Here is a 26,365-nt window from a genome sequence, read left to right on the forward strand (position 1 = left end):
CCTATCACGCCGGCTGAGAGGGTCAAATGTCAATGAATTGAAAAATCAGTGGCTGGGACGCGGCGAAATATGTGCGTCGCCCCCGTGATCGGTTGGGCAGGTATTGCTCAATTAGCGAATACGTACTCTATTTGCGACTACGCGTTATGGCTCCCCAAAACGCTATTGTTGGGAAGCCGGCTGCGACGGCTGAGATGCGGGTGCCCGCTCGTTGTCGGGACCGAGCGGTTTGCGCGGGGTCGTACCATGCGTACCGTCGTTGGTACGGAGTGTACCGACGGGCCTCGTGCCGCCCGGTACATGCGCGGTCGCTCATTGGCGCAAAATGCATGAAAGACGCGCTCTCGATGAGGCCCAACCCCCGTGGCGCAACTGGCACCTCGCTTGCACCAACGCAAGCGAAATGGACTCCTTTATCCCGAACCTCGTACATGCAAGCGGCGGGAGGGCGCTCGCCCGGGTCGAGCCAAGAGCGCGAGACGTCTCCGACGTCGTACTCGGTGTTCCGCAGGAACAGGCGCCGACGTCGTCCATATTGGAAAATCAGCTCGCGTATTGGCGGAATCAACTCGCCGGTGCGCCGACGGCTCTCTCGCTTCTGACGGACCGTCCCCGTCCGCCGTTTCCGGCCTATCGCGGTGACATGATTCGCGTCGAGCTGCCGCACGGAATCGCCGATGCGGTTCGCCGCTTTTCCCAGCATCGAGGCCTCACCCCCTTTTCGACGTTGTTCGCTGCGTTCGCGGCGCTCATGCATCGTTATACCGATCGAAACGATGTGTGCATTGGATCCGATTTCGTGGGTGGCGGAGTCGCCAATGCCATGAGCATGTCCGTCAACACGGTCGTCTTGCGGTCACGCGCGGCCGACGATGCGACGTTTCGCGACTTGGCGTTGAATGCTCAAGACGTCATTCTGGATGCGGCGATGAATCAGGGGTATCCGTTCCACGAATTGGTGGAGGCCCTGAAAATCGCAGGCGGGCCAAGCCGGGACCCGTTCGTCCAGACCATGTTCAGCTTTCACGACGGCGGCGTGTCTGGCCCGCGTTTCGGCGAGGGCTCGACCAAGTTCGATCTCGGCGTCGTGGCGATCCCTGACGACGATCGCATCTTCATGACTTGGGAATACAACTGCGATTTGTTCGAGCGGCCGACCATCGAACGGATGATCGGGCATTTCGTCCGCCTGCTCGACGCGGCCGTTCGTGAGCCGGATACGCTGGTGTCGCGTCTTCCGCTCCTCGATGACGCGGAACAGCGAGAGCTGCTCACGAAATTCAACGCGACGGCACCGGCGAAGGCCGCCTCCGCGCCCGTGCACCAACGGATCATCGCGCAGGCCCGCCGTACCCCCGATGCACTCGCCGTGCGCGACGCCCAGGGCGAGATGACCTATGCGGACTTGCTCGCGCGTGCTTCTCGCTTGGCCCGGCGTCTTCGCCGGATCGGAGTCGGTTCGGACGAGATCGTGGGCGTCTGCTTGCCGCGCAGCCAAGCGATGGTCGTGGCCCAGCTCGGGATCCTCATGACGGGCGCCGCATATCTGCCGGTCGACGCCGGGCAGCCGCAGGCCCGATTGGCATTCCTCTTCACCGACGCGGGGTCACGAAGGGTCATCACCTCGCGTGCCCTGCGCGCCCTTCTCCCGCCGGAGCTCGAGGCTCTCTACCTCGATGACGTCAAAGAGGATGGCCCTCTCGAGGCGTCCGAAGTCGCACCGGGCGATCTCGCCTGCGTCGTCTATGCATCCGACTCCGCGGGCGGCGCGATGTTGGAGCACGGGGCCCTCTCGAACTTCATCGAGTGGACCCGGAGCGAATTCGGTGTGGGCGTCACCAGCCGGGTGGCGTGCGGCCATTCGCCGGCGTTCGATTCGCCGATCACCGAAATCTGGACCGCACTCACCTCCGGGGCCAGTTTGCACATGGCCGAGGATGAAATCTGCATCTCGCCCCCGCGTCTCCAAACGTGGATGCTCGACCAAGGCATCACCGTGGTCGGCGAGCGGCTGCTGCCTTTGCCCTGGCCGGAGACGAGTGCCCTGCGACGCATCAGCGGGATGACGACCTATGTGCTCGATCGGGCACGTCGGCCCGTGCCCATCGGCGTCGCGGGAGAGCTCTACATCGGTGGGGTGGGCGTCGCTCGCGGATACGTGAATCGGCCCGAACTCGACGGCGAACGGTTCGTGGCGGACCCCTTCTCCGAGCGGCCTTCGTCGCGGCTTTACCGCACCGGGGAACGCGTCCGCTACCTCGCCGATGGGAGCATCGAGTTTCTGGGGAGCATCGCCAGTACCCACGTCGGCTAGGTCTCGCGGATTCTCGAGTCCGGGCTATGTTCATGGCCACCCATGAGCACTAGGACTGCGGGCCCCGGACCGCGCATCGAGGAGATCGACGTCATTCGCGGTATGGCCCTGTACGGCGTACTCATCATCAACCTCGTCTATGCGTTTCGGGTGCCCGATTTCACCCCCGCCGTCAGCGAACCGCGACGACTGGAACACGTCGTCGCCAGTTTTCTCGCCGTGGTGGTGACGGAGAAGGCCATGACGCTGTTTTCCGTGCTCTTCGGGGTGGGACTCTCCATCTTTCGAGAGCGCTCGGGAATGCTCCTTTTGCCGCGGCGCATTGTCGTCCTGCTCGCATTTGGTGTGCTCCACACGTTCGGTCTCTGGGACGGGGACGTTTTGACGACGTACGCGCTGTCGGGATTTCTCGCGCTGATGTTCCTTCGCGGCCGGCCGTGGATGCTCGTGGCCGTGGCCGTGACGCTGCTCGCCGTTCATCCCTTGATCTCCTTGTATTGCCCGCGATGGCTTGCCACGCCGCGGCCCGAGCCGGCGGACTATTCCGACCAGGTTCTCGCGACCTATGGGCGCGGTACGTATGGGGAGATCTTCGTATTTCGCGCGCACGACGTCCTCGCGCGGTTCAAGGTGCTGCTCATCGTGGCGGTCCCGCGTGCCCTCGGAAACATGCTCGTGGGCGTGGCCATCTGGAAATCTGGGATTCTGGCCCGCGTGCCAAATCATCGTCGCGCGCTGAGGTGGATGGCCATCGGCGGCATTGCCGTGGGGGCGGGCTATTCGCTTCATGATGAAGTGGCTGCCGCCCTCGCGGGGACTCCGTCACCGTGGAACCTCCTCCGGCGCGTTGTCTGGAGCTTCACCGTCGTGCCCCAGGCCTTGGGCTACGGTGCGGCGCTGTTGCTGGCCTTGCAGCACCCGCGCGCCCGCCCATGGCTTCTTCGATTGGCGCCGCTCGGACGCATGGCATTCACGAATTACCTGACGCAAACCATCGTACTGAGCACGCTGTTCTACGGTTATGGATTCGGCCTCATGGGTCGACTCGGCGTCTCCGAAGGCGTGCTTTTGGGCACCGTTCTGTTCGTGATTCAGGGGTACGTCAGCTCGTACTGGCTCCGCCATTTCAAATACGGCCCCTTCGAATGGATCTGGAGGTGCCTCACGTACGGCCGATGGCAGGCCATTCGTCTCTAAACTTCAACGCGTACGCCCCAATGCGATGAGCGGGCGATCTCCCTTGGTGTGGATCTCCCCGAGGCACGCGCCGGAGCCACGGAGTAAGTCGCGGCACGTTTGGGGGCGTGTCTCGTAAACGCTGCAGAGAAGTTCGCCCGTGTCCTTGCTCACGACCAGTGCGGCGCAATGGCCGTCGAGCATTCGCATGTATGCCCGGTTCGCCTCGAACCAAACGAGGTCTTCGGCACGCTCTCCGAGCCGCAGATGATCGTCGCCCGTCACCCGCACGTACGTGGCCAGTCTCGAGAAACAGCACGCCCCGCATGCGGTACATTCTGGAATGGAAGGTAAATCCGTCACCGTAGGAAACGCCATCATCCCCGATCGCGCCGTCGATGGCCAGAGGGGCAGCGCACTACGCGGCGTGCGCGCCTGCACGGGCCGCGTAGTCGCGCCGCTTCGGCCTGCTACTTAGCGTAGGCTCGAGGTGACGTAGTACGTGAGATCCTGCGAAATGAGGGAGCCCACGATCTTGTGCGGCGAGGTGACGCTCGCCGCCGTTGCCCCCGAGCGTTTCAGCGTCGCGGACACCGTGCCAAGGTGCGCGGGAGCCTTGACCTGCGATACGCCTGCGGGAACATCCTTGGTCGTCTTCACGCCGCCCACCGTGATTTCGACCGTGCCGGCCGACTTGGCGAACACCAACACGTCGACGTCATTTTTGACGGCCATCCCCGAACCGATCGTCGCAAATTCCGTTTGCGGGCCCGTAATGTTCGTACCGCCGCCGGGCTTCGTCGCGGATGCGCCGTCACTGAGCTGCAACCGATGGGCGATGTACAGACCATCCCGGACGATGGCCGGCTTGCTGTCGAGTTTGAACCACGTCAAATAGTACGATATGACATCGAGCCACGGCGAATAGGATCGATCGTTGCCATTTTTGCGGGATGGCCCGATGTGCGAGCTCTCGAGGAAGTCGTTGAACGTTGGGATATTCACCCAGTTGGCGCGTGCATTCCCTGATTGCAGCGCAGATTCCCAAGAGGCCACCATATTGCCGAAGCCCCATGCTTCCCAGAAGCGCCTGTCTCTCGGGCGGAAGTCTTGCGCGGAAACGGGGGCCATCCAAGGCTTGCCCAGCTCCGTGTGGCTGTGCGCGGCCGCACCGCGCGCGTTGACCGTGTTCGCCGCCGTCGAGCTGGCGCTCCTATCGCCCCAACGGCTGTGGCCAAAGGCGATGCCGTTGAAATCGGGGGCATGGTCCGTCCAGCTCGAAATGTAGACCGGCCATATCTTGATCGGTTTGCCGGCGGCGGCCATCTTGTTTTTGACGCTCGTATAAAAATTGACCCCGTCGGCGGCGCCGTCGGGAGCCTTCTCCGCATTCAGCGGTGAGATGAGCAAGCTGCCATCACTCGTCTTGTACGCCGAGGGCTGGCTCCACATCCAGGTGAGCGAATCGACCAATTTGGTGGTCGTGCTCGTGGCCGACGCAATTCCATCGTGACGCAAGATCGCCCAGAATTTCGGATCGTTGGGGTGTGCCGCATTGACGCGGTTGATGGCTTCCACCATGCCGGCCGAGCGTTCCCATTCGGAGTGGCCTTTCTCGACCACTTGCACCGAGATGAAGAATCCGTCGACGCCCGCATCGCGCGCCGCCTCGACCTGGCTCATGTAATCATCGAGTTGCCACTGCGGGATGGACGAGGTGCCATCCATCAACTTCACGGCCGCCGTTTTGGTCGAGGGCTGCCGCCACGGCGACCAATCGCGCCCCGCTCCGCCGAACGATTGATCCGCGCTGCGTCCCGGCGGAAGATACGCTTTGTCGCCGCCCTCTTCGGCCATGGTGGCCTTGTTGAAGTTGGGCATGAGCGGCGAGAACGAGTGAATGAAGACGCCCTTCGCCGTATCGGTGCGAGCGTCTGCCAGCTTTTTGCGGCTCGGCAAATCGAACGGCAGCCAAGGGGTGGCTGCCGCCGCGAGTTCTTCCGTGATGACACCGGTGTCTTCGCCGCGATCCGTTCTGCTGTCGCCAACCTCGCTGCCCGCGGGCGATGGTTCGCTCGATCGACCGTCGCTGCCGGTTTCTCCCTCGCTCGCTGGGCCTCCGCACCCCGCGCAAACGAGCGACAGAACGGTGATGAGCAAGTCATTGCTTAATCGTTTCAATTGCGACCTCCACCATGGATCGTATACCCGCGATGGTTCGCCGTAAGTTCGAAATCCTACGTACCGTCGATCATTGGTTGTCCGCGGCCATGGCTATACAATCGTGCCAATGACGAATTCTGCTTGCGACGAAGAATGGTGACTCGGGGCGCGACGACGGGATCCGCGGCTTCTCGGTGGTATTCGCTCGGAGCTTGGAGATATTCACGATACTGATTGATGCGCATGGTCAGCGTGGCTTCAGATGGATTTGACCTCGCCACCATCCATGCGGAGCGCCGCCCCCGTCATCCACCGGGCGCCCGGCGACACGAGGAATGCCATCAACTCGGCAATTTCCTCGGGCTCGCCGTACCGCGCAATCCCCGCTTCTTGGGGGAACTTCGCGGTGGCTTCCTCGACGCTCATCCCGTGACGCGGCGCCCAACGCTCGAGGTACGAGCGTCGACGGCCGGTCATCACGGGACCAGGCAGGACGCTGTTGACCTGGACGCCATCGGTGATGCCGCGATCCGAGAACGCCTTTGCGAGCGCCGCGATCGCGGCATTGATCGTGCCCACCGCGGCATAGGGTGCCTTGGGGAACAGCGCGGAGTTTCCGGACATGAGCACGACCGAGCCCTTGGCGTCCTTCAGGGCCGGCCATGCCGCGAGCGTCAGCCGGCGGGCACCGTGCAGCTTCAGCGCCAGACCGGCATCCCACTGCTCGTCGGTCATGTCGAAAAGGTCGATCTGCGGTACGGCACCGGCAATGTTGAGCAGAGCGTCGATGCGCCCAAATGCGGTGAGCGTTCGCGCGACGAGGTGCTTCGCCGCCGACGGTTCGGAAATATCGATATCGACGACGAGCGGCTCGCTGCCGGCCGCTTTGACGGCTTCGGCTGTCTCGTCCAAGTTGGCGCGATCGCGCGCCGCCAGGACGATGGCGGAAAAGTCGCGCGCGAGGCGGATGGCGGTGGAGCGGCCGATGCCTTGGCTGGCCCCCGTGACGATGGCTACGGACATGTGATTTCTCCTGTCTGCTAGGCGAGGAAGTGCACGTTGATCGCATCAAGGCGACTTGACGACGTGCGACGCCAGAAATCGGCGCATCGCATCGGCCACGGCATCGGGCGCCTCGTCGAGCGCGAAGTGGCCCGCATCGAGCTCGTGGATCTCGGCGCGGGGAACGTCGCGTGAGAAGGCGCGGCCTCCCTCGATGGGGAACGAGCGATCGTTTTTGCCCCACACGACCAGTGTCGGCGGTTGGTACTTTCTCAAGTACGCTTGCCACGTTGGATAGGCGGCCACGTTGGTGCGGTAATCGTAGAAGAGATCCATTTGAATCGCGAGTTGGCCGGGCTGCTGCAAGAACGCCGTTTCGTCCGTCCACGTGTCGGGATCGAAGCGCTCGGGGTGAGCGGAGTTTCCCACGTGGCGCGTGCGATTGGCCTCGAACGACGCCAAATTCGCGCGGACCGTCGCTTCGTACTTCGCGCGATCGGCCCAAAAGGCACGACGGGGACCCCAGACCGTGCCGAGCCCCTCTTCGTAGGCATTGGCGTTCTGCAGCACCAGGGCCTGCACCCGCTCGGGATGCGCCATCGCGATGCGAAATCCCACCGGGCCCCCGTAGTCCTGCAAGACCAGCGTGTAGCGGCCGAGCGCGAGCGTCTGCGCAAGATGGTCGATGACCTCGGCCAGATGATCGAACGTGTAGGCGAATTGCTCCGGCGGCGGGGTCGTCGAGTGTCCGAAACCCGGATAGTCCGGGGCAATGATGTGGTAGCTCCCCGAGAGCCGGCGCAGCAGCGGCTCGTACATGCGCGACGACGAGGGAAAGCCGTGCAGCATGAGAAGCACGGGCGCGTCGCGCGGGCCCGCCTCGCGGTAAAAGATGTCGAGCCCGTCGACCTTCACCGTTCGATAGGTGGTGGGCAGCGCGGCTGCGGCCGTGGCGGAGGTTGGCTCCGTGGGGGAAGGTGCGGCGGGCGGCTTGGGGGGCGCTGCGGAACAGGCCGAGAGTCCGAGCGATGCCGCGGAACCGGCCGCGACGAGGAGCTTCATCCATTGCGTCATGGGAGGGATCGTAGGCCATCCCACGGAGCGAGAAAGTCATGCCGAAGCGGGATACATTGTCTCGCGGCGCGGTAGAATCGCCGGGCATGGATCGCATCGAGGATTTTGCGGCGTTCGTGGCCATCGTCGAACAAGGGAGCCTCACCGCGGCGGCGCGGCAGGTGGGGCGTTCGCTTCAGTCGGTCAGCCGGTCGCTCGCGGCGCTCGAGCGCAATCTCGGCGTGGAGCTCCTGCGGCGCACCACGCGGAGCGCGCATCCGACCCCCGCGGGGCTCGCGTTTCATGCGCGGATCAAGACGGCCCTCGCGGACATTCAAGTCGCCAAAGTGGAGGCGTCCGGGGCGGTTCTCTCGGGACGGCTGCGGGTTGGTGCGTCGTTTCTTTTTGGACAGATGCACCTCGTTCCGGTCATCACCTCGTTCCTGGAACAGCATCCCGGTGTGGTCATCGATCTCCACCAGTCCGACGCCTTCGTGAACCTCGCAGACGTCGGACTCGACGTAGCCGTTCGCATCGGCGCCCTGTCGGGATCGAGTCTAAAAAAGCGCAAGCTCGCGCTGCTGCGCGATGTGACGTTCGCGGCCCCGAGCTATCTCGCCAAACACGGATACCCCAAGTCCCCGCAGGATCTCGTCGGGCACGAATGCGTGAACCGAACGAGCATGCGCCCCGCTGGACGATGGCGCTTTCGAATCGGGGACGCCGTCCCCTACGTGCGCATCGGCGCGCGCTTTCACGCGACCGGTGCCGGCGCCTGCAACGAGGCCGTCGCACGCGGATTCGGCATCGGCCGCGCGCTGCTCTATCAGATTCGCGCACAGGTCGATCTGGGACAGCTGGAGCTCATTTTGACGGAGTTCGAGCCGCCTCCGGTGGCGATCCATGCCGTGTGGCCTGCCAACCACGTGCAATCGAGCACGGCACGGCGATTCATCGATTACCTCGCCGCGCGCTTCGCAGGCGAATCCTGGTAGCGAAACTCAGAGTCCTGCAATCCACCTGGTGACCAGCTCGATGCCTGCAGGATCGATTTCTTCGCTCGCGATGGGCGGCATCGCTTCGCGTGTGCCGCGTTTCGACATGCGATGCACGAGACCACTTTCCTCGGCGTGCCCTGCAGCGATGCGGTTGGCGTAGGGCGAATGCTGCCGCCGCAGGATGGGGACGCCCACGGCGGTCTCGTAGATCTTCGTGGCGTGAGGGTCGCGCTCGGCCACCGAGAGGCGCAGGACCATGGGGGTGTCGGGCCAGGCGAGTCCATTTTCGTTGTGGCAATGGCCGCAGTTGGCGTGGAGATATCCGAGGGCGGCCGCCGTGGTCTCATCGCCGGGCGCCGAGAAGTCGGCGTCGGCCGGCGGGGGAACGGTCAGCTTTCCCTGCGCCGCAAGCCACGACAACGTGACCTCCGAGGGGCTCGCGCCGGTTCGCGCGAGCTGAATCGCCGAGAAGCCCAATGCCTTGCCGCGATCGCCGATGTGGCATTTGAAACAATCGTTGCGACTCGGTACGTCGTGCTCGGTGCCGTGAACGTTTTCGGCTCCGTCCAACGCGGCGTCGGCCTCGGATTGGTCGCTGCGCCACAGGAAGGCGGTCATGCGATAATCGACCTCGTCGTTGCCGGTGTCCGCCACATGCTCGATGAGCCGTGTCTCCAGCAGGCGGCCGTCGTGCCCGAATTCCTTGAAGAACTTCGTGCCGATGGGAAAGCGCCAGTGGTCCATGTCGGACGTGTCGATGCGGGCTCCGGGCGGAAGGAGGACCCACCGTTTCTTGTCCGCCCCGTCGGACCAGAGGTGATGCGACGGCGAGTAGGCCAGCACTTCGGGGGCCACTCGTTTGCCGGCGATGTCCGCGTAGAGTCCCGTTTGCGACAGGCGCTGTGGTTCTGCGTCGTGCGGGCGATCGACCTCGGATCCACACGCCGAAAGTACGGCGGACCCGGTCAAGATGGAGATCAAAAGGCCTTGGCCCCAAAAGACGGTGCGCATCGTCATCCATGCCTCACGGTAAGGGTTTCGGCCCAATGCAATCGTCTGGCCGCGCATGGTCGATGGGCGGGAGCACTTTCAAATATTTGGCCACGGCCATGGCGTCGCCGTCGGTCATATTGACGTAGTGTCCAATCGGGCCAACGGGCATCGGCGGGCAAACCCCGTTTCCGTGACGATCTTGGCCGGACTTGATCACGCGGGCGATTTGCTCCGCCGAGTATTCCGCAAGGCCCGTTGGATGCGACGTCAAGTTGGCGGAGTAAATGTTCTCGGGGAACGTTGGCGGAAGGCGGAACGCATCGCGCGCGAAAACCCGGCCGCCCGCGAACCATTTCGATCGCTCCGGTTCGGGTGGTGTTCCCGTTTCGGGGGTGTGGCACTCGATGCAGCCTGCCGCGGCCGCCGCAATGTATCGCCCCCGCATTTGGCTATCGAAGTCGGGGTTGTCGTTCCTCGATGGCGCGTAGACCGTGCCCATGTCGACGGGAGGCCTCGCCGAAGGAACGGAGGTCCACGGATACTGGTTCGGTTTCGACACGTGGTCGACACCAGGGACCGTGCGGAGGTAGGCGACGATGGCATCGGCATCGTCGCTGGTGATGTTGTGGTAAACCCAATAGGGCATTGCACCGTTCAAGAACTCGCCGTTGGGCCGGACGCCGTTCAGGAACATGTTGCGAATTTGTTCGCGGGTGCGGTTCTTCAGGCCCGTGGGGTGGTTGGTCAGATTGCGGCTGCTAAGGCAGCCCGGCGGACCCCCGGGGGCCGCATTCGGGTTGTCGACGCCGATGAAGCAGTCCACGCCGGCCAGGTATCGGTCGGCGCGCGGCTGGCCATGGGTATCGCGCGGGGTATGGCACTCCGTGCATCCCCCCAGCGCCTCGACGAAGTATTTGCCGCGGGCCACCAACTCGGCGCTCGCGTCCTTCGTCGGTTCGCTCGCATCGTCTCCGCTGCATCCGCCAACCAACGACCCTGGCAGCGTCGCCAGTACGGCAAATGAGTAATACCATCTCGATGGACGCATCCCGTCCTGCTCCTGCGTTCCGGCGCGCCGTGTTCGGCGGCTCTGCCTGAAGCAAAAGATGCCCCTTCGAGAGGGTGCGCACAATCATCGATGTCGTTGAAGGACTGTTTCCAATTCGTGAGTCAGTCCGTCATCTTCTCCCAAGTCGCCTCGATGCTTCCGTCTTCCGTCGCCAGTGGCAGCTGCATTTTGCCATCGACGATCTGAACGGGGTGCGTGCCCGGGTGGAGCGAGAGGGTACACTTCTCGTTGCTCGCAACGTAAATTTCTTCTTTGGCCGATTCTTTGATGACCACACGCTGCTCGGTCACCTCGGATGCCGCGGTAACGCCGACGACCTTGCTGGCCCGGCCGTCTGCGGATTTGCAGCGGGCCGCGAAGGTTACCGTGTCGCGCGCGAAGCGAAGGCGGTAGTCGACAATCTGAGAGTCGTCCACCGAAGTCCCCCAAACTCCGAAGATCGACGCCTGATTCGCATTGGCCTGTCGCTCGGAAAAGAGCCCGTCGTACGCATCTCCGTCGTCGGAACAGCCCGAAAGCATGATTCCCGTTGCGATGAACCCGATGGCGAGTCCACGCGTCCAAGTCATTTTCATGTGCTTCTTCCTTCTCTCTCAGACACCCGTAACAAGATCTCTTTTGCTAAAAGGAGCGAGAAAGGAAATCAAGGTGACCCGCAATCGGATGATGCTGATTTGCGTAGGCCCGTGTCGAATCGCTATCGATATGCCAATCGAGAGCATGCGCTATTCGTGATTCGTATCAGGCCGACGCGACGTCCACTGAACGCGGTGTGGACCGTCTCTCCGTCGCTTCGAAGCAAATAGCGTCATGAAATGGGAAATGCCCGCCATTGGAAATTCGTGGTGGTCGGCTCGCGCCATTGGGCTTGGACGCGGCAGGTGCCTGCATTCGTGCAGGACCATCGGCACCCGTGTTGGTGGACAGGTCGAGCGAAGCGGTGAATTCATTCGTGCATGCGGTTGCTCATCATTGGAGTGGGGGCACTCGGAGGGGTCATCGGTGCACGGCTGCTCGCGCGCGGGGTTCCCGTGGCGTTCGCGGCGCGTGATGCATCGTCTGCGGCGGCGTTGGTTTCTGCGGGATTGCAGGTCACCGGCGTCGGAGAGGAGGTTGCGACCGGTGTGTCGGAGGTTCGTGCGCTCGCCGGCTGGTCACGGGCGGCGTTCGATCTCGTGGTGCTGGCGACGAAAGCAGACGATGCGCTCGCCGTTGCGTCGCACGGGGTCGAGCTCCTGGCGCCGGGTGGCGCGTTGTTGCCGATTCAAAACGGCGCCGTTGCGCAGGTTCTTGCTCGGCGCCATCCCGGCGTCATCCTCGGTGGGCTCTCGAACCTGGGCGCGACGATGCTCGCGCCGGGGCGTTACCAGCAGCGAAATGCGGGGCACATTCTCATCGGTGAGCTCGCGGGGGGCGTAACGGAGCGTGCCGCGCGGATGGCGAGCTTCCTCGGCACGGGCATCGAGACGCGAACCACGCCGAACATGAGCGGCGCCATCTGGTCCAAGCTGCTCCTGAACTGCACCGTCACGACCCTCGGAGCGGTCGCGGGAACAACGATGCGCGGATACATCGCGTCGCCGGAGGGGCGTGCGCTGTTCGATCGGACCTACGACGAAACACTGGCCGTCGCGTCCGCGAGCGGCGTGCGCCCGGAGCGCATGCTCGTCGACCCCATTCCCCCCGCCGATCGCGATGCGTGGATCGAGCAGATTCTCTCGGCGTACGGCGACCTTCAGCCGTCGATGCACCAGGACTTCGAGCGGCGGCGGCCCACGGAGATCGAGTTCATCAACGGCTACGTGGCGCGGCAGGGCGTGGAGCTCGGCGTCCCCGCGCCGCTCAATGCCGCGATCGCGGATACCGTGCGCGCGATTTCGCGGGGCGAGATGACTCCGAGCCTCGAGAATCTCCGGCGCATCCTGCGCGGCTGAGCGCGAGGGCCCTGCACCGGCTCGAGGCTCGGTACAGTGGACCGTCATGGACCTCGAAGGCTCGGCCCGCGCGCTCGATTGGAACGACGTTCGCTTCTTTCTCGCGATCGCGCGCACACGACGGCTTGCCAAGGCAGCCAAGGTGCTCGGCGTCGATCAGACGACGGTGGGACGGCGCCTCGCGGCGCTCGAGGAGCGTCTTCGCGTCGAGCTCTTCGTGCGGACGCCGGCGGGGTGGGACCTGACGCCGGCAGGGGAGCGCGTTCTCCAATCGGCCCAGCGCATGGCCGAGGCTGCCGAGGAACTCTCGGCGCACGCGGTGGCGGAAGACGGTCGCATCGAGGGACTGGTGCGCATTGCGACGAGCGATACCCTCGCGGAGTACTTCGTCGTGCCCGCGATTCGCGCCGTGCAGGCACGTTATCCTGCGATTCGCGCGGTGGTGAATACCGGTTTCGCACGGGTCGACTTGCTGCGCGGTGACGCGGATCTCGCCATCCGGCTGGTGCGGCCCACCGATCCACGGCTCGCGTACCGGAGGTTCGCCGAGCATTCGTTTCGGCTCTACGCTTCGCGCGAATACCTCCAGGAGCGAGGAATGCCCGATTCCCTCGTGGGGCACCCGATCATCACTTACGACGAAGCGATGCGGCTCGGCGGGCAACCTTTCCGGCACCTGCAAACGGAGGGGCTCCATGTGGCGCTCCAAGCGAACACGGCGCACGTCCTGCTGGCGGCGGCCGTTGCGGGCATTGGGATCGTCCAACTGCCCGACTACGTCGGAGACACGGTACCGGGGCTGGTGCACGTGTTACCGAATTTCGATAAGCCATACCGCGTTTGGCTCGTCGTGGCGCAGGCCAAGCGTCGTGTTGCCGCGATTCGCGTCGTGAGCGATGCGATCCTCGCCACTAGGCCGCGCCGGGCAGGGGACCTATGAACCGTTTCACGATCATGACGCACCTCTTCGAGCCTTTTACCCTTCGGTCGGTCACGTTCAAGAATCGCGTTTTCGTTTCGCCGATGTGTCAGTACTCGTGTGCGGACGACGGCCTTCCCACGCCATGGCATCACATGAACCTCGGGCGCTTTGCCGTGGGCGGTGCCGGCCTGGTGCTCACCGAGGCCGCCGCGGTTGCGCCGATCGGGCGCATCTCGCCGCGCGATGTCGGCATTTGGTCCGATGCGCACGCCAAGGCGCTCGCGCCGATTGCTTCGTTCATTGCCGAGCAGGGCGCCGTACCGGGAATTCAGATTGCGCACGCCGGACGAAAGGCAAGTACCGCGGTTCCTTGGGAAGGCGGGCAGAAAGTCGCCCCCGAACACGGGGGATGGACGACGGTGGGGCCGAGCACACTCGCCTTCTCGCCGACGTACCCCGAGCCCACGGCGCTGGATACCCGTGGCATGGCGGCGATCGTCGACCAATTCGTGCTCGCCGCGAAACGCGCGGGCGATGCGGGCTTCCGCGTGGTCGAGTTGCACATGGCGCACGGTTACCTGATGCACCAGTTCCTCTCGCCCCTTTCGAATCGGCGAACGGATGCATGGGGGGGCGACTTCGAGGGCCGTGCGCGATTGCCGCTCGAGGTGGTTTCTGCCGTGCGCGATGCGTGGCCGGCGCAGCTGCCGCTCTTCGTGCGCATCTCCGCGACGGATTGGGTCGAGGGCGGCTGGGACCTTCCCGAGAGCATTCGCTTCGCCGCATGCCTGCGCGAACGCGGGGTGGATCTCGTCGATTGCTCATCGGGCGGTAGCGCCCCGGATGCGAAGATCCCCGTGACGCCCGGCTACCAGGTGCCCTTCGCACGCGCCATCCGGCAAGAGGCCCGTATCGCGACGGGGGCGGTCGGCCTCATCACCGAGGCCGCGCAGGCGAACGACATCGTCCAATCGGGCAGCGCGGACGCCGTGCTCCTTGCGCGCGCCCTGCTGAACGATCCCAATTGGGCACTCCACGCGGCCCACGCGCTCGGCGTGGACGTGCCATGGCCGTCGCAGTACCTCAGGGCCAAGCCCCGCTAGGTGCGAAGGACCGCAGCGGCGTGCATCAAATCCTGAGTCTCGAGGCCTTCGGTGAAGCGATCGTACACAGGGGCGAGCAGATCGCGCGCCTCCGTGTTCCGATTGCCACGTTGCCAGAGTTCCGCGAGGGTCGTCGCCGTTCGGAGCTCCCAGGCCAACGTTCGTTGCCGGCGTGCGATATCGAGCGAGCGGCGAAGAAGCTTTTCCGCCTCGTCGCGCTGATCGAGAATGCGCGTCGCCCGAATTCGAAGCAATTCGGCCGTGCACCACGTTTCGCCCCGTTCGGATCGCGCGAGGACGGCCTCGCTCGCGAGGCGCTCATCCATCGTCGCGACCATCTCCGCGAGGTACGTATCCGCCGTCGGGTCCAGGCATGTGTCGGCATGCTCCACCAACGTGGCGTGGTAGACGCGCGCGAACGCGTAGCACCGGATGAGGGAGTGCTCCAACGAACTCGCGAGAAGCGTTTTCGTATATTCTTTTGCCGTAGCCTTGGCGCCCGTCCAGAGTGCGACGGGAACGACGCCGACGGTCATGATGTAACACAGCGGGAGCGCCTGACCGAACGTGCGCGCGAGTTCGACGCCCTCGTAGGCGCAGTCCCACGCCTGCTTCGGGAAACCCTGAAGCCAGAGAATCCGTGAAAGCGCCGCGCGTACACCGATGCGCGCGTCGAACTGGATGCCTTGCTGGCGGGGCTTTTTCGTGTCGCTGGCGACGTCCTCGAGCACACGTTCCGCATGAACGCGTGCTCCTGCCTGATCGCCCACGCCGTGGAGCGCCAGAGCCGCCATTCGGTGATGGGTCAGCTCGACGCCGGGCCGGTCCACGTTTGCGGCGAGGGCTTGGAATTGGTTCGCGACCGCCAACGCCTCGTCGTACTCCCCGCTGTGGCTGTAGGCCACGAGCAGCCCCCAGAGCGCGCGGAGCTGGGCGTCGACCATCGCTGCATTTTTGGCGATTTCCACGGCATCCCGGAAGGCATCGACCACCGTTTCGATGCGCCCCCCCGTCTGCCACATGGCGTGTCCGAATGCGTCTCTGAGGCGGGACGACAGGGCGGGATCGGCCGCGGCGGGGGCGCTGAACTGCGCGACCACCGTCTTCAGCCGTTGCGCGTATTCGTCGAACAAGGACATGGCGAACCAAACCAATACGGAATTCGCAGCGAGCCGCGCGCCCAACACGGGGTCGCCCGATGGGGACGTGGCCCAATCGAGTGCGCCGCGCAAGTCGTCCATCAAAGGACGATGGCGTTCGGTCCAGCATTTCGTGTCGATGGACTCGTATTCGAGTTCGGCGGCCCGGACGGATGAAAGGACGAACTCCGCATGGCGCGAAGAGACCTCGCGTGATTCGTCCTCGGTGAGCTTCTCGCTCGCAAAGGCACGCGTCGTATCGAGCAGACGATAGAGCGGAGTTTCCCCGCCGACGTCGGCGGTGACCAACGATTTGGCAAAAAGATTGGAGAGGCACGTCAACGCCGCCGATCGCGTCCACCCCGTGCCCGCCACGGCCACGGCGGCATCGGCCGTGAATGGCCCCCGAAATGCGGAGAGTTGCCGCAGCATCCCTTGCTCTTCGGGCGGCAGCAGTTGGTAACTCCACTCCAACGTCGCCGCCAGGGTCTTGTGCCGCGGAAGCGCCGTTCGCCGTCCTTGCGTCAGCACGCTGAATCGGTCGTCGAGGCGTGCCGCTATCTCGCGAATACCAAGTTCCCCCACGCGTGCGGCCGCAAACTCGATGGCCAACGGTATCCCGTCGAGCCGGCGGCAGACGGCAGCCACGATGGCCGCGTCGGCATCGTTCAGTTCGAATCGCTCGCCGCTGGCCCGCGCGGTCTGAACGAAGAGGTCCACGGCGGGGTATGCGAGGGCGTCGGCCGCCTTCAGTCCCTCGGTGTGGGGAGGGTGCGAGAGCGAAGGCAAGTGATGCGTCCATTCGCCGCTGGCCCGCAGTGCCTCGCGGCTGGTGGCGAGGATGCGGAGCTTCGGAAGTCGCGAAAGCAGCGATTCCACGAGGGCTGCGACCGACTCCACGACGTGCTCGCAGGTGTCGAGCAAAAGGAGCATGTGCTTGCCGCGCAAATGGGAAAGCAACCCCGCGAGGGGCTCGTCGGCCAGCACGCCGATTCCGAGTGCCGATGCCAGCGCGCTCGTGACGAGGTTCGGAGTGGAAAGCGCGGCGAGATCGACGAAGCAGATCCCGTCCGAGAAACGCCCCAAGCATCGCCGCGCGACGGCGATGGCCACGGTGGTCTTGCCGACTCCGCCTGGCCCGGTGATGGTCACCAGGCGCTGCTTGGCCAAGGAATCCGTGAGGAGCGTGATGGCTTCGGCGCGTCCCACGGTCGTGGCGAGCAACGCCGGCAGATTGTGCAAGACATGCTCGCCCGAGGCCGATTCCCAGGCCTCGTTCACGCTGGGCGGCGTGGATGAGATGGCTGCAACGGGAAGGGCGAACCGGTAACCGCGCGGCACCGTTTCGATCGCGTTCTGCCCGTGCTCTCCGCGCGCGAGCACCTTGCGAAGCGCTCCCACTTGAACGCGCAGATTCGTTTCCTCGACGACGACATCGGGCCAGACTTGCGCGAGCAACTCCTCGGCCGTGACCGTCGCGCCCGCGCGCTCGACGAGAAGACGAAGAATGTCGAATGCCCGTGTGCCGAGCCGAACCGGTTCATCGCCCAAGAGCAAGCTGCGCGATTCGGGGGCAAGACGAAAATTGCCGAAGGCAAAACCCGCCGCGCTCAATTCTTTTGCTCCGGCTGCCATCGATTCGCCACGATCGGACCTCGTTCTGCGAGCGATTCTACTGCGTCGGCCGCGGCGAGTCGATTGTTGCGTAAGATCGTAGTGGACGCGGTGATAGTGTGGCGCCGATGATTCGCTCGCACCGGGTTCGCGCCAATGGCCTGTCACACCACGTCCTCGAGTGGAGCGGTGACGATGGGCGAAGCTCGAACGAGCCGGCCGTGGTGCTTCTTCACGGCTTCATGGACACGGCGCGCTCCTGGGATCTCGTGGTGCCGCACCTCGTCCGAGGTGGCCGTCGCGTGTTCGCGCCCGATCTGCGCGGATTCGGGGACACCGACCGCGTGCCCGAAGGTGGCTATTACCACTTTGCCGATTACGTCGCGGATGTGGAGGGCATCGTCGACGAGCTATGTGGCGACCAGCCGTTTCATCTCATCGGTCACTCGATGGGCGGAACGGTGGCGACCCTCTACGCGGGCGCGCGACCGGAGCGTGTGGCCCGCCTTGCGTTGCTCGAGGGGCTCGGTATTCGCGACAACCCGCCATCGGCCGCGCCGCTTCGCATGCACCGCTGGCTCGAGGATCTACGAAGCCACCGCCTTCGCGACGTCGCCCGCGGCCCGCGTTCCATGGAGCAAGCTTTCCAGAGCCTTCAAGGCAACCATCCTACGGTGCCCGCGGAGGTTCTGCAATCGCGCCTGCCGCACCTGATCGATCGGGCCCCCGATGGTTCGCTCGTGTGGCGATTCGATCCGCTCCACCGCACCACGTCCCCCGCGGTCTTCCGCACGGAGATTCACCTGGAATTCATCGCGCGCATCACGTGCCCCGTTCTCATCGTCGGCGGTGGCCCGCGCGGTTTTCACGTTCCCGACGAAGACGCCCGCATCGCAACCTTTGTCAATGCCGCCCGCACCGAGATCGACGACGCAGGCCACATGATGCACTGGACCCGGCCCACCCAATTGGCCAATCTGTTACTCGGGTTTCTTGGATGAACGACGGTTTTTCAAAAGTGAGAGCTTCGATAGCGCACACATCGAGAAATCGTCCGAGAAATTCGCTCATGAGTCGTTGGCATCATCTTGGCAATTAGGTGGACCCGGCATCACGCGGATGGCTCTCTCCCCCCCGGGCCTCTCGTGATGCCGTTTTCATTTTGTCACGCGAAGGTCACGAGCGTGTGAGAAGCGACGCTTCCCTCCGCTCTCGCGCGGGGCAGGTCAGCGAATGGCCGGAATCTCGTGGGTAAGGCAGTGAATCGAACCACCGGAATGGATGGTCGACTCACTGTTGATTCCGACGACCCGATGGCGCGGCATCGCGGATGCGTAGGCGCGTCGCGCCTCTTCGTTCTTGTCGGTGTCGTCGTAAAAAGGAACGATGACCGTATCATTGACGATGAGCGAGTTCGTGTACGTGTACCACGTGCCCTCGCTCACCCAACCTTTGACCCGCGTAACTTGGTATTGGCCATCGCCGCAGGCTAGGTCGCGGAAATACGCGGCGGCCTTGTCGGTCGCCGACTTGTAAGGCTCGTCCGAGGTCTGGGCGACGATGACTTTGCACTCGCCCACGAGTTTGGCGAACATGTCGATATGGCCCGTGCCATCTGCGGGGCCGCCTTCGGCATCCGCGGCGAAATCGAGCGCGTGAATCGTTTTCGCGCCGAGATACCGTTTGAGGGCGTCGTCGACGGCCTCGTGGCTCCAGCGGGCGTTCCACTCGTAGACGATGTTGGTGAGAAAGACGTTCCCTCGGCCGTCGGTCATGTAGTTGCCGCCGTCGAGCACGAGGTTCGTCGTGTAGCACGGTGCGTCCAGCGTACCGGCGAGCTTGCACGGCATGGCATCATCCGCGGGCCGGGACGCGTATCCGTTGTAGCGGGTATCGACGATGCCCAGCGTGTGCGATGCGTCGTCGATCCCGACCGGGCCGTAGTCGCGGGACCATGCGCTGTTGGACGAGTAATTGAGCCTTCGGTACCGATTCGCGGGGACACCGCGGATCGACGAGGGGCCGGCGACGGTGAAGACATCGGCCCCCGCCGCCGCGCTCGCGACGGCGACCTGCCCGAGCACGTCGGTGTAATCGCGCCACGTGATGAGCACGGCGCTTACGGGCTCGTACTCGGCGGGCACCCGGTATCCGTTGGACGGGGCGCGGCCGGGCCGCTCGTCGTCACGGAGCGAGAGGGAATGCTGCATCGCCCGCTCGTCTTTGGTGATCCACGCCGGCAGTGGACCGCTAGGGGTGACGCGATTCTCACGGTCGGCAGGACCGACCTGCTCGTCGGCCTGCGAGGAGCAGCCGAAGATGGATGTTGCCAATACAGCGTAAGGAACAATATGAAATAATCGTCGATGCATCGATGTTCTTTCCATGGTGGAGCGTCGAACGTCGTTTTTGCTGCTCGTATCGAATGGACGCGACGGTTCGGACCATGGCGCACCGAAATCGAATTTCGGCACTTCTTCGATTCATCGAGGACGGCAGAGTGGCGAGGAGCTCGGAAAAGGGTAATGCGTTGCCGGCTCGGTGGCCGCGTCGAGTCGTGCCTTGTCGAAGCCCGCGCAGAGCATCGCATCGAAGAGATCGGCCATCGTTTGGGCCGGATTGAGGAGGACCTCGGGCGGCGATTTCGCTTGGCACACGGTGCCGTCGTCTTGATTCCACTGGTGAGCGAAGTAGCTTCGCTCATACCCTCGGCGCCCGCCGGGGAGCGCGACGGTCTTCGTCATGCGCGGACTGGCCAGTGCCTTCAAAATCGGTCCTGGATCCGCCGAGCCTCGACTGAGTTTCAACAGCGTCGCCGTGACCTCGGTCTCCGTGATCGTCTGAAGCAAGCCAGGGGCGCTCGACGGCGATACGTCTTTTGCCGAAGGGGTCGGGCGAGGCCAAGGCTCGCCGTTGACCGTGTATCCTTCGTAGTCGCAAATCAGGGCTCCGTCTTTCTCGAAATAGCTATAGACCGAGCTGCCCAGCGCATACATGGAGAACCACGAGGCGAATCCTTCCGACCAGGCCTGCCCCGGATACGACGGACAAGAGCCATCGTGGTTTCCGCTTTCGGGATTCGACTTGCCGTACGTGGCCATCACGTAGTGCCCAAACTCGTGCTGAAGCATGGCGTCGGAGAAATACGTTTGATCGTCGGTCGCCGAGATCAGCAAGTCGTGTTGGAAGCGATTCGCGAAGAGCAGCCTCTTCTGATCTTGCTGGCAGTCACCGCAATCCCACGCGACGGAATCGCCCATCCAGACGACGAGCGGCGCACCGCCCTTGCCGTAGCGGCGTTTCGTTTCGCGGTAGCTCGCTCCGACCTGGTCGAAGACGTTGGCGATCCCACCCGCGTGACGTATGCCGGAGATGGTGAGCGGTATCTGTAGGTCGACGTTGCCGTGCGGGAGGTCCTTCGCGGTCCAATCCCAGGACCAAACCGCCGGAGGCTTCGTTCCGTCGCGGTACACGTCGTCCAACGCATCGACTTTTTGCCTCCCAGCCGGGAAGCCAGGATTGGCCACGAGGTACGCAATCCCGCCTGCGTCGTCCCCCGCGACCGCTGCGAGCCTCACGACGTCGCCAGCCTCCAACGTCGTCGGAACATCGAGGGTGAACGATCCATCGTCCGCGGATGTCGTCGTGGCGGAGATCACCTCCGTGCCGCGTTGAAACGTGAGCAAGAAGCCCCGAGCCGGTGCTTCGACCGGCGTGGCCTCCAGGGCCGTTCGGCTGGCATTTCCCTTTCGACGCTGAAACGTGGCGCGCCCTTTCCTGGCGACCAACGTGATGCCCGAGCTCCGGCACGTCGAGGCGATGGGGGTGTTCACGCACGTCGTGCTGCACGGGCTATCGACCCACACTCCGTCCTTGCACGTGCGAAGTGTGCCGGTTCCCTTGCACGCCGTGTCGCCCGTTCGACATCCGACTTTGAGCACGCAGTCGGCCACATCCTTGTCGTCGACACGGCATTCTTCGTCGTCCGAGCATTTGGTCACTTGGGGCCGTGGCTTGCCTCCCTCGCTGGGGATGCCGCACGACTCGACCGTTTTCGCGTCGACGCAGCGCCCGTCCACGGGTGCGCCGTTGCAGGCATCGGTGGGAGCTGGTGCGGACTTGGGTTTATCGTCGTGTTCGGCGTTGCTGCTACTGCACGCCGCGAGAAGGGAGGTGCTGGCAAATACGCCTAGCGTGGTCAACAGGTCATGGCTCTTCATCTTTGAAGAGAGGACGCGGACCCGCAGCATCAGGCGCACGGAAATATTGCGGTTCCGCTACCGGCATCAGCCTTCCGCGTGGCCTAGTCGCCGGGATCGAATGCCTCGGCGGTGGTGGCCCATTCGAGCCAGTCGACGAAGCTGGGATTCATGACGCACTCGGGGCCCCCCAGCTCGTGGGACCAAAAGAACACTTGGCCCTTCGAGCCATCGGCCGCCGGCTCCAGATCGACTGCATGAAAGTCGCTGTCGTTCGGGTCGTCGGTGACGGGGAGCCAGGCGCGCCGCCAGCTTGCACGATGCATCGTCCGAAGCGATGAATCGGGCGGCCCGAATTCTTTCGGCGGCTTCTTCTTGTCGATCGCGTCGTCGTAAAGGCGCCAGCAGCTCAGAGCCTCTCGGAGGGAGAGAAGCTTGGCTCCGCCATTCGCACCGATTCCTTCGTAGAGAGGATAGGAACCGGCACCGTGGAGCAGGAACGAGGTGCGCAGATCGGCGGGAAGCCGAAAACCGATTTCTCGTTCGGCCGCATCCACGCTCGCCTCGGAGACGCCCTCGGGAAGGCGGTGCCGGAATCGCTTTTTCAGTTTGTTCCATGCGCGTTGGACTCGGGTCGACAGCTTCGAGGACGCGGCTTCGGCGGCCGGGAGTTTGTGGCGCCCCACGTGGACCGGGACGGCGTCCCACGTTTTGGCGGCGCCGAGAATCCACCCCAGGGCGCGCAAGCGCTCACGCAGCCGAGATACGTTTTCGAATGCGCACCACCCTGTCCATACATCGTCCGCCGTCTGGCGGTGCAAAGCTTCGAGCTCTGCGCGATCTCGGAGCTGCGCCGCGCGGATGAAGCTCTGAGGGCTTCGTTCCATCGGCAGCCGATCGATGGATTCATCGAGGTTGGCCATTCCGAGTGACCACAACAAGATCTCGAGTCCGGCAGCCGTATTCCACGTTCCGGCGTCGGCCAATTCGTCGGAGAACTGGAAGTGTGCCCACTGCTGAATGCGCAGCGCCGCACGGACGGACTCTTGCGTGGCGCCGCCATTCCCCTTGGTGCGTGCGGCCACGTGCTCGGCGGCCAAGGCAATCGTGTAGCGCGCGACGCGTTCGGAGCTGGGACGCGAGATGGTGACCTTGGTCTCGAGGGCACCGAATGCGGAGGCAGGGATCGCAGAGAGCGTGGGCGAGTCGAGAGCGAGTGCTCGCAGACGCGGTAGCCCGGATGCATTCGCCCCAAGCGCGCCGGCACCACGAGGCGTCAGTTCCACGGACGATAGATCGAGCACCTCCAGATGCGTTGCGGCTGCCGTCTCGGGAATACGCGCGAGAAGCTCGTCGCCAAACGAGAGCTGGTGAAGCGTCAGCTCCCGGAGATGACCGAGGTTTCCGAGTGCGGCCGCCACGTTTTCGGCGGTGGGGCGCTGCTTCGGTGGTAGCGCGTCGGAATTGCCAAATGTCATCCGAAGACGCTCGAGCTCGGGCATGTGGCTTTGGGACAGATGGCGCATCGCCGTCGCGCTCAAGCTCTCCGAATGCACCGAGAGCTCCCGCAAGCTCGGAAGGTCGAGAGGGTGAAGGGCGCATACGTTCCTCAATACGAGCTCGCGAAGCGATGGCCGCCCACGAGCCGCCAGCTGCTCGACGTAGTCGTCCCCTTCGGTGTTTTGCTCCAGGCGACGGAACTCGACGCGCCGCAAAAGGTGTGCGGCCGCACCGTCGAGAAAGGCCCGGAACATTTCTCGGAGTGGCGGCCACTTCAGCACGTGCGGGCGCAGGTCGACGACGACGCGAAGGACGAAACCGTACTTCCATTCGAAGTAGAGGCCCGGATCGCGGTCGGCGGGGTCGAAATTGGGCACATTCAACCAATCGGCTGCATTCGCCTGGAAGATGGCCTCCGCATCGCCGGATCCCGCAATGAGCTTGGCCCGGACATCGCCCCGCGCCGCGAGTTCGCCCGCGTACATGGCCCATGCGGCCTCGTCGTCGAAGTTGTCAATGAGCCGAATTTCCAAATGCGATAGGGCGGTCATGAAGGCGTGAGAATATAAGCGTGGGGCAGGAGCAAGTTCCATGTCTCGATGGAGTGAACCCCGCTTGCCATTTACTGAACGCCCGTTACCGAGCTTTCCGTGTTCACGGCGCATTTTCGAAGCCGTTGTCGCGCCGCGCGGCCGACGTTTGGATTACGGTTTCGGTAGTCCCATGTTCTCGATGTCGATTGGTTTGGCGGTATTTGCTGTTGTGCTGGCCCTCGTGGCCGTGGTGTTCGAACGTCGGACGGGCCACATTCCGAACTACCTCACACTGCCGATGATCCCTCTGGGCGTCCTTTCCGGATGCCTCGATGGTGCCTGGGAAGCTCACGGAATCGGACTGGTGCTCGGTGTCGTCTTCGGGCTGATTGTGTACTTCCAAGGGGGCAGCGGGGGCGGGGCCGTCAAACTCTTTGCGGCTGTCTCCGGGTTCCTCGGTGGCGACCGAACCATGTCGGCCATCATCGTCCTTGCCGGGCTCTCGGTGATTGGGCGCGGGGTCGAGCGCCTACGACGGGATCCCATCGAACTCCCGGGCAGCCCGCTCATCGCGGGTGCGAGCGTCATCGCCATCGTATACCGCTATTTTGCACCCTAGTTGGATGATTGCTTCCACAATCGCCAGGTCATGAGTCTTGGCGAGCGCGTCGATCCCGTCTGAGCAAAGGATGGCGCGAGAAGACCCATTTGCATCCCGTCCGATTTGGGTCACAGCGTATCGAGCCATGTGAATACGTGGGCGAGACGGAGGCGCGATATGAATCGATGGGCCCATTGGGGATCGATCCCCATGTTTGCGGCGTGTATGGTCGGCTGCGCAAGCGATCTGTCTTCGAACGAATCGTCTGATTCGAGCATGAGCCAATCCCTAGGGAGGACTGTGGCCGTGTCGTGGGGAGAGTGTCCGCCGGACATTCGCGGCTTGGACCCACGCGTGGAGTGTGCCTCGTTGCAGGTTCCTCTGGATTACGAAGCGCCATCTGGCGCTACTCTCGAAATTGCCATATCCCGGCTGCGTACCGCCAAACCAGAATTGCGTGAGGGCGTGCTCCTTTTCAACCTCGGCGGACCTGGTGGCCCGGGGTTGATCGCGCCGGCTTTGTTTCCAAGGCTGTTGCCGGCCAGCGTCTTGGATCGGTTCGATCTCATTGGGTTCGATCCGCGCGGAATCGGTCGCAGCACCCCCGTCTCGTGCGGGCTGACCGAGCAACAGCGTCAAGACTTCACGAAGATCATTCCCTATCCGGCACCGGACGGCGATATCTCGGACAACGTCGAATACGCCACCGCCGTGGCCGACGCGTGTGGCCGTACCTCCCGCGGGTTGATGCCGTACATCACGACGGCCAACACCGCGCGCGACATGGATGCCATTCGGGTCGCGCTCGGTGAGCGCCAAATATCGTACCTCGGTTATTCCTATGGAACGTACCTCGGGGCGGTCTATGCGAGCCTATTTCCCGAGAAGAGCGGGCGCATGGTGCTCGACAGCGTCATTCACCCTGGCCGCATTTGGCGGGACACGCTGCGCGCATGGGGCCCCGCCATCGAGGTTCGTCTGAAGGATTTCTACCGCTGGGCCGCAGCACGCGACGACGTCTACCACCTTGGTGCCACCGCCGAGGCCGTTCGGCAACGCTATTTCCAACTCGTGGATAAGTTGGACGCGAATCCGATCCCGACATCGAATGGCCCATTGGACGGAAATCTATTTCGCGAAATGAACCGCGGGGCCATGTACTCCGATGCTTCCTTCCCGGAAATGGCCGAGGTGTATCGGTCGGCGTCCGAGTCGTTCACCGCGAGTGTGACCCTTTCACCCGACGCCCGCGCCCTCTTTCCGGAGGTGCCCGCGGACAACTCGCCCATTTCCACGTTCGCCGTATTCTGCGATGACGCCGCGTGGCCGCGATCGGTCCTTCGTTACCAGCTCGACGTGGCCGTCGATCGCGTGGCATCGCCGGGCTCCGGCGGCATGTCTGGGAACATATGGCCCTGCGCCGCATGGCCTTTTGCACCGCGTGAACGCCCCATTCCGATCGGCCAGCGCGGACCGGCCAATGTGCTCCTCGTCCAGGGGCTTCGCGATCCGGCCACGCCCCACGACGGCGCGGAAGCCATGCGTACGGCCTTTGGCCACCGCGCGCGCTTGGTGAGCGTGGACGCCGGAGGCCACGCCATCTCCTACGGTCTCAACCGCAACGACAACCATTGCGCCGACGAGCGGGTTACGGCATTCCTGATCACCGGGCGACTCCCCGACCTGGATGTCTCCTGCGCGGCGGAGTCATCGTCACCTGCGGTGCAGACCATGGCCGCCGAGCCCGCCGTCGAGGGCGCGCTCCGCGAGCTACGTCGGAGAATGCGTCGCGGCATTTGAGGCTTCCTTCGCAGCGGCTCGCTGGCGCCGGTACTCCAGCGCGGGCAGCCCGCCCCAGCCCCAATTGTCGGTATCGACTTCCTCGATGACCACGAACGTCGCCTCGAGTGGCTTCTTCAGCACATGGAGAAGCAACTCGCTGGCACCTTTGATGAGGGCCGCTTTCTCCTCGGCGGTGACGGAGTCGCGATCGGGCGAGGTTCCCTCGCGGGTGACCTGGATGGTGACGATGGGCATGGGCTCTCTCTCTTT

The 26,365-nt window shown here is 64.0% G+C and carries 21 protein-coding genes; 9 read left to right on the forward strand and 12 right to left on the reverse strand.

Translation table 11 applies throughout. The features are described 5' to 3' along the window. The first annotated feature begins 403 nt into the window (after window positions 1-403). Both LVJ94_03480 and LVJ94_03485 read left to right on the forward strand, forming a co-directional pair. On the forward strand, window positions 404-2,314 hold the full coding sequence (locus tag LVJ94_03480) for an AMP-binding protein (GenBank protein WXB06306.1): 1,911 nt from the start codon (window positions 404-406) through the stop codon (window positions 2,312-2,314). A 42-nt stretch (window positions 2,315-2,356) separates the two neighbouring features. Next, a complete protein-coding gene (locus tag LVJ94_03485; protein WXB06307.1) occupies window positions 2,357-3,511 on the forward strand; it encodes a DUF418 domain-containing protein in 1,155 nt (384 codons plus the stop codon). Window positions 3,512-3,514: 3 nt separating this feature from the next. Here LVJ94_03485 and LVJ94_03490 read toward each other — a convergent pair whose 3' ends face one another. The 4 genes from LVJ94_03490 to LVJ94_03505 form a co-directional block, all read right to left on the reverse strand. After that, window positions 3,515-3,775, reverse strand: a complete 261-nt coding sequence (locus tag LVJ94_03490) for a zinc/iron-chelating domain-containing protein (GenBank protein WXB06308.1) — start codon at window positions 3,773-3,775, stop codon at window positions 3,515-3,517. A gap of 189 nt (window positions 3,776-3,964) precedes the next feature. Beyond that, complete coding sequence (locus tag LVJ94_03495; GenBank protein ID WXB06309.1) at window positions 3,965-5,671, reverse strand: hypothetical protein; 1,707 nt, start codon at window positions 5,669-5,671, stop codon at window positions 3,965-3,967. Between the two features lie 240 nt (window positions 5,672-5,911). Then, on the reverse strand, window positions 5,912-6,676 hold the full coding sequence (locus tag LVJ94_03500) for an SDR family oxidoreductase (protein WXB06310.1): 765 nt from the start codon (window positions 6,674-6,676) through the stop codon (window positions 5,912-5,914). Window positions 6,677-6,721: 45 nt separating this feature from the next. Further along, complete coding sequence (locus LVJ94_03505) at window positions 6,722-7,729, reverse strand: alpha/beta hydrolase (GenBank protein ID WXB06311.1); 1,008 nt, start codon at window positions 7,727-7,729, stop codon at window positions 6,722-6,724. Window positions 7,730-7,815: 86 nt separating this feature from the next. Here LVJ94_03505 and LVJ94_03510 point away from each other — a divergent pair, with 86 nt between their 5' ends. Beyond that, complete coding sequence (locus tag LVJ94_03510; protein WXB06312.1) at window positions 7,816-8,703, forward strand: LysR family transcriptional regulator; 888 nt, start codon at window positions 7,816-7,818, stop codon at window positions 8,701-8,703. A 6-nt stretch (window positions 8,704-8,709) separates the two neighbouring features. On the opposite strand, the gene LVJ94_03515 is transcribed toward LVJ94_03510, so the two are convergent. The 3 genes from LVJ94_03515 to LVJ94_03525 all read right to left on the reverse strand — a co-directional run bounded on the left by LVJ94_03515 (window position 8,710) and on the right by LVJ94_03525 (window position 11,343). After that, on the reverse strand, window positions 8,710-9,723 hold the full coding sequence (locus LVJ94_03515) for a hypothetical protein (protein WXB06313.1): 1,014 nt from the start codon (window positions 9,721-9,723) through the stop codon (window positions 8,710-8,712). Window positions 9,724-9,730: 7 nt separating this feature from the next. After that, window positions 9,731-10,747, reverse strand: coding sequence for a c-type cytochrome (locus LVJ94_03520; GenBank protein WXB06314.1), 1,017 nt, complete (start codon window positions 10,745-10,747; stop codon window positions 9,731-9,733). 122 nt (window positions 10,748-10,869) lie between these two features. Then, a complete protein-coding gene (locus LVJ94_03525; protein ID WXB06315.1) occupies window positions 10,870-11,343 on the reverse strand; it encodes a hypothetical protein in 474 nt (157 codons plus the stop codon). 381 nt (window positions 11,344-11,724) lie between these two features. Here LVJ94_03525 and LVJ94_03530 point away from each other — a divergent pair, with 381 nt between their 5' ends. Genes LVJ94_03530 through LVJ94_03540 form a run of 3 tightly spaced genes read left to right on the forward strand, consistent with a single transcriptional unit; the run spans window position 11,725 to window position 14,727 of the window. Further along, window positions 11,725-12,702 carry a 2-dehydropantoate 2-reductase gene (locus LVJ94_03530; GenBank protein WXB06316.1) on the forward strand — a complete coding sequence of 326 codons (978 nt, stop codon included), beginning with the start codon at window positions 11,725-11,727 and terminating at the stop codon, window positions 12,700-12,702. A gap of 46 nt (window positions 12,703-12,748) precedes the next feature. Next, window positions 12,749-13,642: a LysR family transcriptional regulator gene (locus LVJ94_03535; GenBank protein WXB06317.1), complete on the forward strand. Its 894-nt coding sequence runs from the start codon at window positions 12,749-12,751 to the stop codon at window positions 13,640-13,642. Between the two features lie 14 nt (window positions 13,643-13,656). After that, window positions 13,657-14,727 carry an NADH:flavin oxidoreductase/NADH oxidase gene (locus tag LVJ94_03540; GenBank protein WXB06318.1) on the forward strand — a complete coding sequence of 357 codons (1,071 nt, stop codon included), beginning with the start codon at window positions 13,657-13,659 and terminating at the stop codon, window positions 14,725-14,727. Here the strand turns inward: LVJ94_03540 and LVJ94_03545 are convergent. Then, entirely contained in the window at window positions 14,724-17,501 is a 2,778-nt protein-coding gene (locus LVJ94_03545) for a helix-turn-helix transcriptional regulator (GenBank protein WXB06319.1), read from the reverse strand. The genes LVJ94_03540 and LVJ94_03545 overlap by 4 nt on opposite strands. Window positions 17,502-17,608: 107 nt before the next feature. On the opposite strand from LVJ94_03545, the gene LVJ94_03550 reads away from it, so the two are divergent. Beyond that, window positions 17,609-18,481, forward strand: coding sequence for an alpha/beta hydrolase (locus tag LVJ94_03550; protein WXB06320.1), 873 nt, complete (start codon window positions 17,609-17,611; stop codon window positions 18,479-18,481). A gap of 225 nt (window positions 18,482-18,706) precedes the next feature. Here LVJ94_03550 and LVJ94_03555 read toward each other — a convergent pair whose 3' ends face one another. From LVJ94_03555 to LVJ94_03565, 3 genes are all read right to left on the reverse strand, one after another. Further along, on the reverse strand, window positions 18,707-19,813 hold the full coding sequence (locus tag LVJ94_03555; protein ID WXB06321.1) for an agmatine deiminase family protein: 1,107 nt from the start codon (window positions 19,811-19,813) through the stop codon (window positions 18,707-18,709). Between the two features lie 150 nt (window positions 19,814-19,963). Then, on the reverse strand, window positions 19,964-21,700 hold the full coding sequence (locus LVJ94_03560; GenBank protein WXB06322.1) for a hypothetical protein: 1,737 nt from the start codon (window positions 21,698-21,700) through the stop codon (window positions 19,964-19,966). Window positions 21,701-21,783: 83 nt separating this feature from the next. Then, window positions 21,784-23,730 (reverse strand): SMI1/KNR4 family protein, encoded by a 1,947-nt coding sequence (locus LVJ94_03565; protein WXB06323.1) that lies wholly within the window; start codon window positions 23,728-23,730, stop codon window positions 21,784-21,786. Between the two features lie 181 nt (window positions 23,731-23,911). Between LVJ94_03565 and LVJ94_03570 the strand changes: the two genes are divergently transcribed. Next, window positions 23,912-24,331: an A24 family peptidase gene (locus tag LVJ94_03570; GenBank protein ID WXB06324.1), complete on the forward strand. Its 420-nt coding sequence runs from the start codon at window positions 23,912-23,914 to the stop codon at window positions 24,329-24,331. Between the two features lie 447 nt (window positions 24,332-24,778). Then, complete coding sequence (locus tag LVJ94_03575; protein ID WXB06325.1) at window positions 24,779-26,113, forward strand: alpha/beta hydrolase; 1,335 nt, start codon at window positions 24,779-24,781, stop codon at window positions 26,111-26,113. Here LVJ94_03575 and LVJ94_03580 read toward each other — a convergent pair. Beyond that, a complete protein-coding gene (locus LVJ94_03580) occupies window positions 26,084-26,350 on the reverse strand; it encodes a 4-oxalocrotonate tautomerase family protein (protein WXB06326.1) in 267 nt (88 codons plus the stop codon). The two genes, LVJ94_03575 and LVJ94_03580, sit on opposite strands and share 30 nt — an antisense overlap. Window positions 26,351-26,365 lie beyond the last annotated feature (15 nt).

The sequence above is a fragment of the Sorangiineae bacterium MSr11367 genome (assembly GCA_037157805.1).
In the GTDB taxonomy this organism is placed as follows: domain Bacteria; phylum Myxococcota_A; class Polyangia; order Polyangiales; family Polyangiaceae; genus Pendulispora; species Pendulispora rubella.

Bases quoted from the DNA above. Each gene is read 5' to 3' on its own strand.
- LVJ94_03560 (WXB06322.1), bottom strand. From the start codon at position 21,700: ATGAAGAGCCATGACCTGTTGACCACGCTAGGCGTATTTGCCAGCACC.
- LVJ94_03530 (WXB06316.1), top strand. From the start codon at position 11,725: ATGCGGTTGCTCATCATTGGAGTGGGGGCACTCGGAGGGGTCATCGGT.
- LVJ94_03545 (WXB06319.1), bottom strand. From the start codon at position 17,501: ATGGCAGCCGGAGCAAAAGAATTGAGCGCGGCGGGTTTTGCCTTCGGC.
- LVJ94_03580 (WXB06326.1), bottom strand. From the start codon at position 26,350: ATGCCCATCGTCACCATCCAGGTCACCCGCGAGGGAACCTCGCCCGAT.
- LVJ94_03515 (WXB06313.1), bottom strand. From the start codon at position 9,723: ATGACGATGCGCACCGTCTTTTGGGGCCAAGGCCTTTTGATCTCCATC.
- LVJ94_03480 (WXB06306.1), top strand. From the start codon at position 404: ATGGACTCCTTTATCCCGAACCTCGTACATGCAAGCGGCGGGAGGGCG.
- LVJ94_03565 (WXB06323.1), bottom strand. From the start codon at position 23,730: ATGACCGCCCTATCGCATTTGGAAATTCGGCTCATTGACAACTTCGAC.
- LVJ94_03500 (WXB06310.1), bottom strand. From the start codon at position 6,676: ATGTCCGTAGCCATCGTCACGGGGGCCAGCCAAGGCATCGGCCGCTCC.
- LVJ94_03520 (WXB06314.1), bottom strand. From the start codon at position 10,747: ATGCGTCCATCGAGATGGTATTACTCATTTGCCGTACTGGCGACGCTG.
- LVJ94_03540 (WXB06318.1), top strand. From the start codon at position 13,657: ATGACGCACCTCTTCGAGCCTTTTACCCTTCGGTCGGTCACGTTCAAG.
- LVJ94_03510 (WXB06312.1), top strand. From the start codon at position 7,816: ATGGATCGCATCGAGGATTTTGCGGCGTTCGTGGCCATCGTCGAACAA.
- LVJ94_03485 (WXB06307.1), top strand. From the start codon at position 2,357: ATGAGCACTAGGACTGCGGGCCCCGGACCGCGCATCGAGGAGATCGAC.
- LVJ94_03525 (WXB06315.1), bottom strand. From the start codon at position 11,343: ATGAAAATGACTTGGACGCGTGGACTCGCCATCGGGTTCATCGCAACG.
- LVJ94_03570 (WXB06324.1), top strand. From the start codon at position 23,912: ATGTCGATTGGTTTGGCGGTATTTGCTGTTGTGCTGGCCCTCGTGGCC.
- LVJ94_03535 (WXB06317.1), top strand. From the start codon at position 12,749: ATGGACCTCGAAGGCTCGGCCCGCGCGCTCGATTGGAACGACGTTCGC.
- LVJ94_03505 (WXB06311.1), bottom strand. From the start codon at position 7,729: ATGACGCAATGGATGAAGCTCCTCGTCGCGGCCGGTTCCGCGGCATCG.
- LVJ94_03550 (WXB06320.1), top strand. From the start codon at position 17,609: ATGATTCGCTCGCACCGGGTTCGCGCCAATGGCCTGTCACACCACGTC.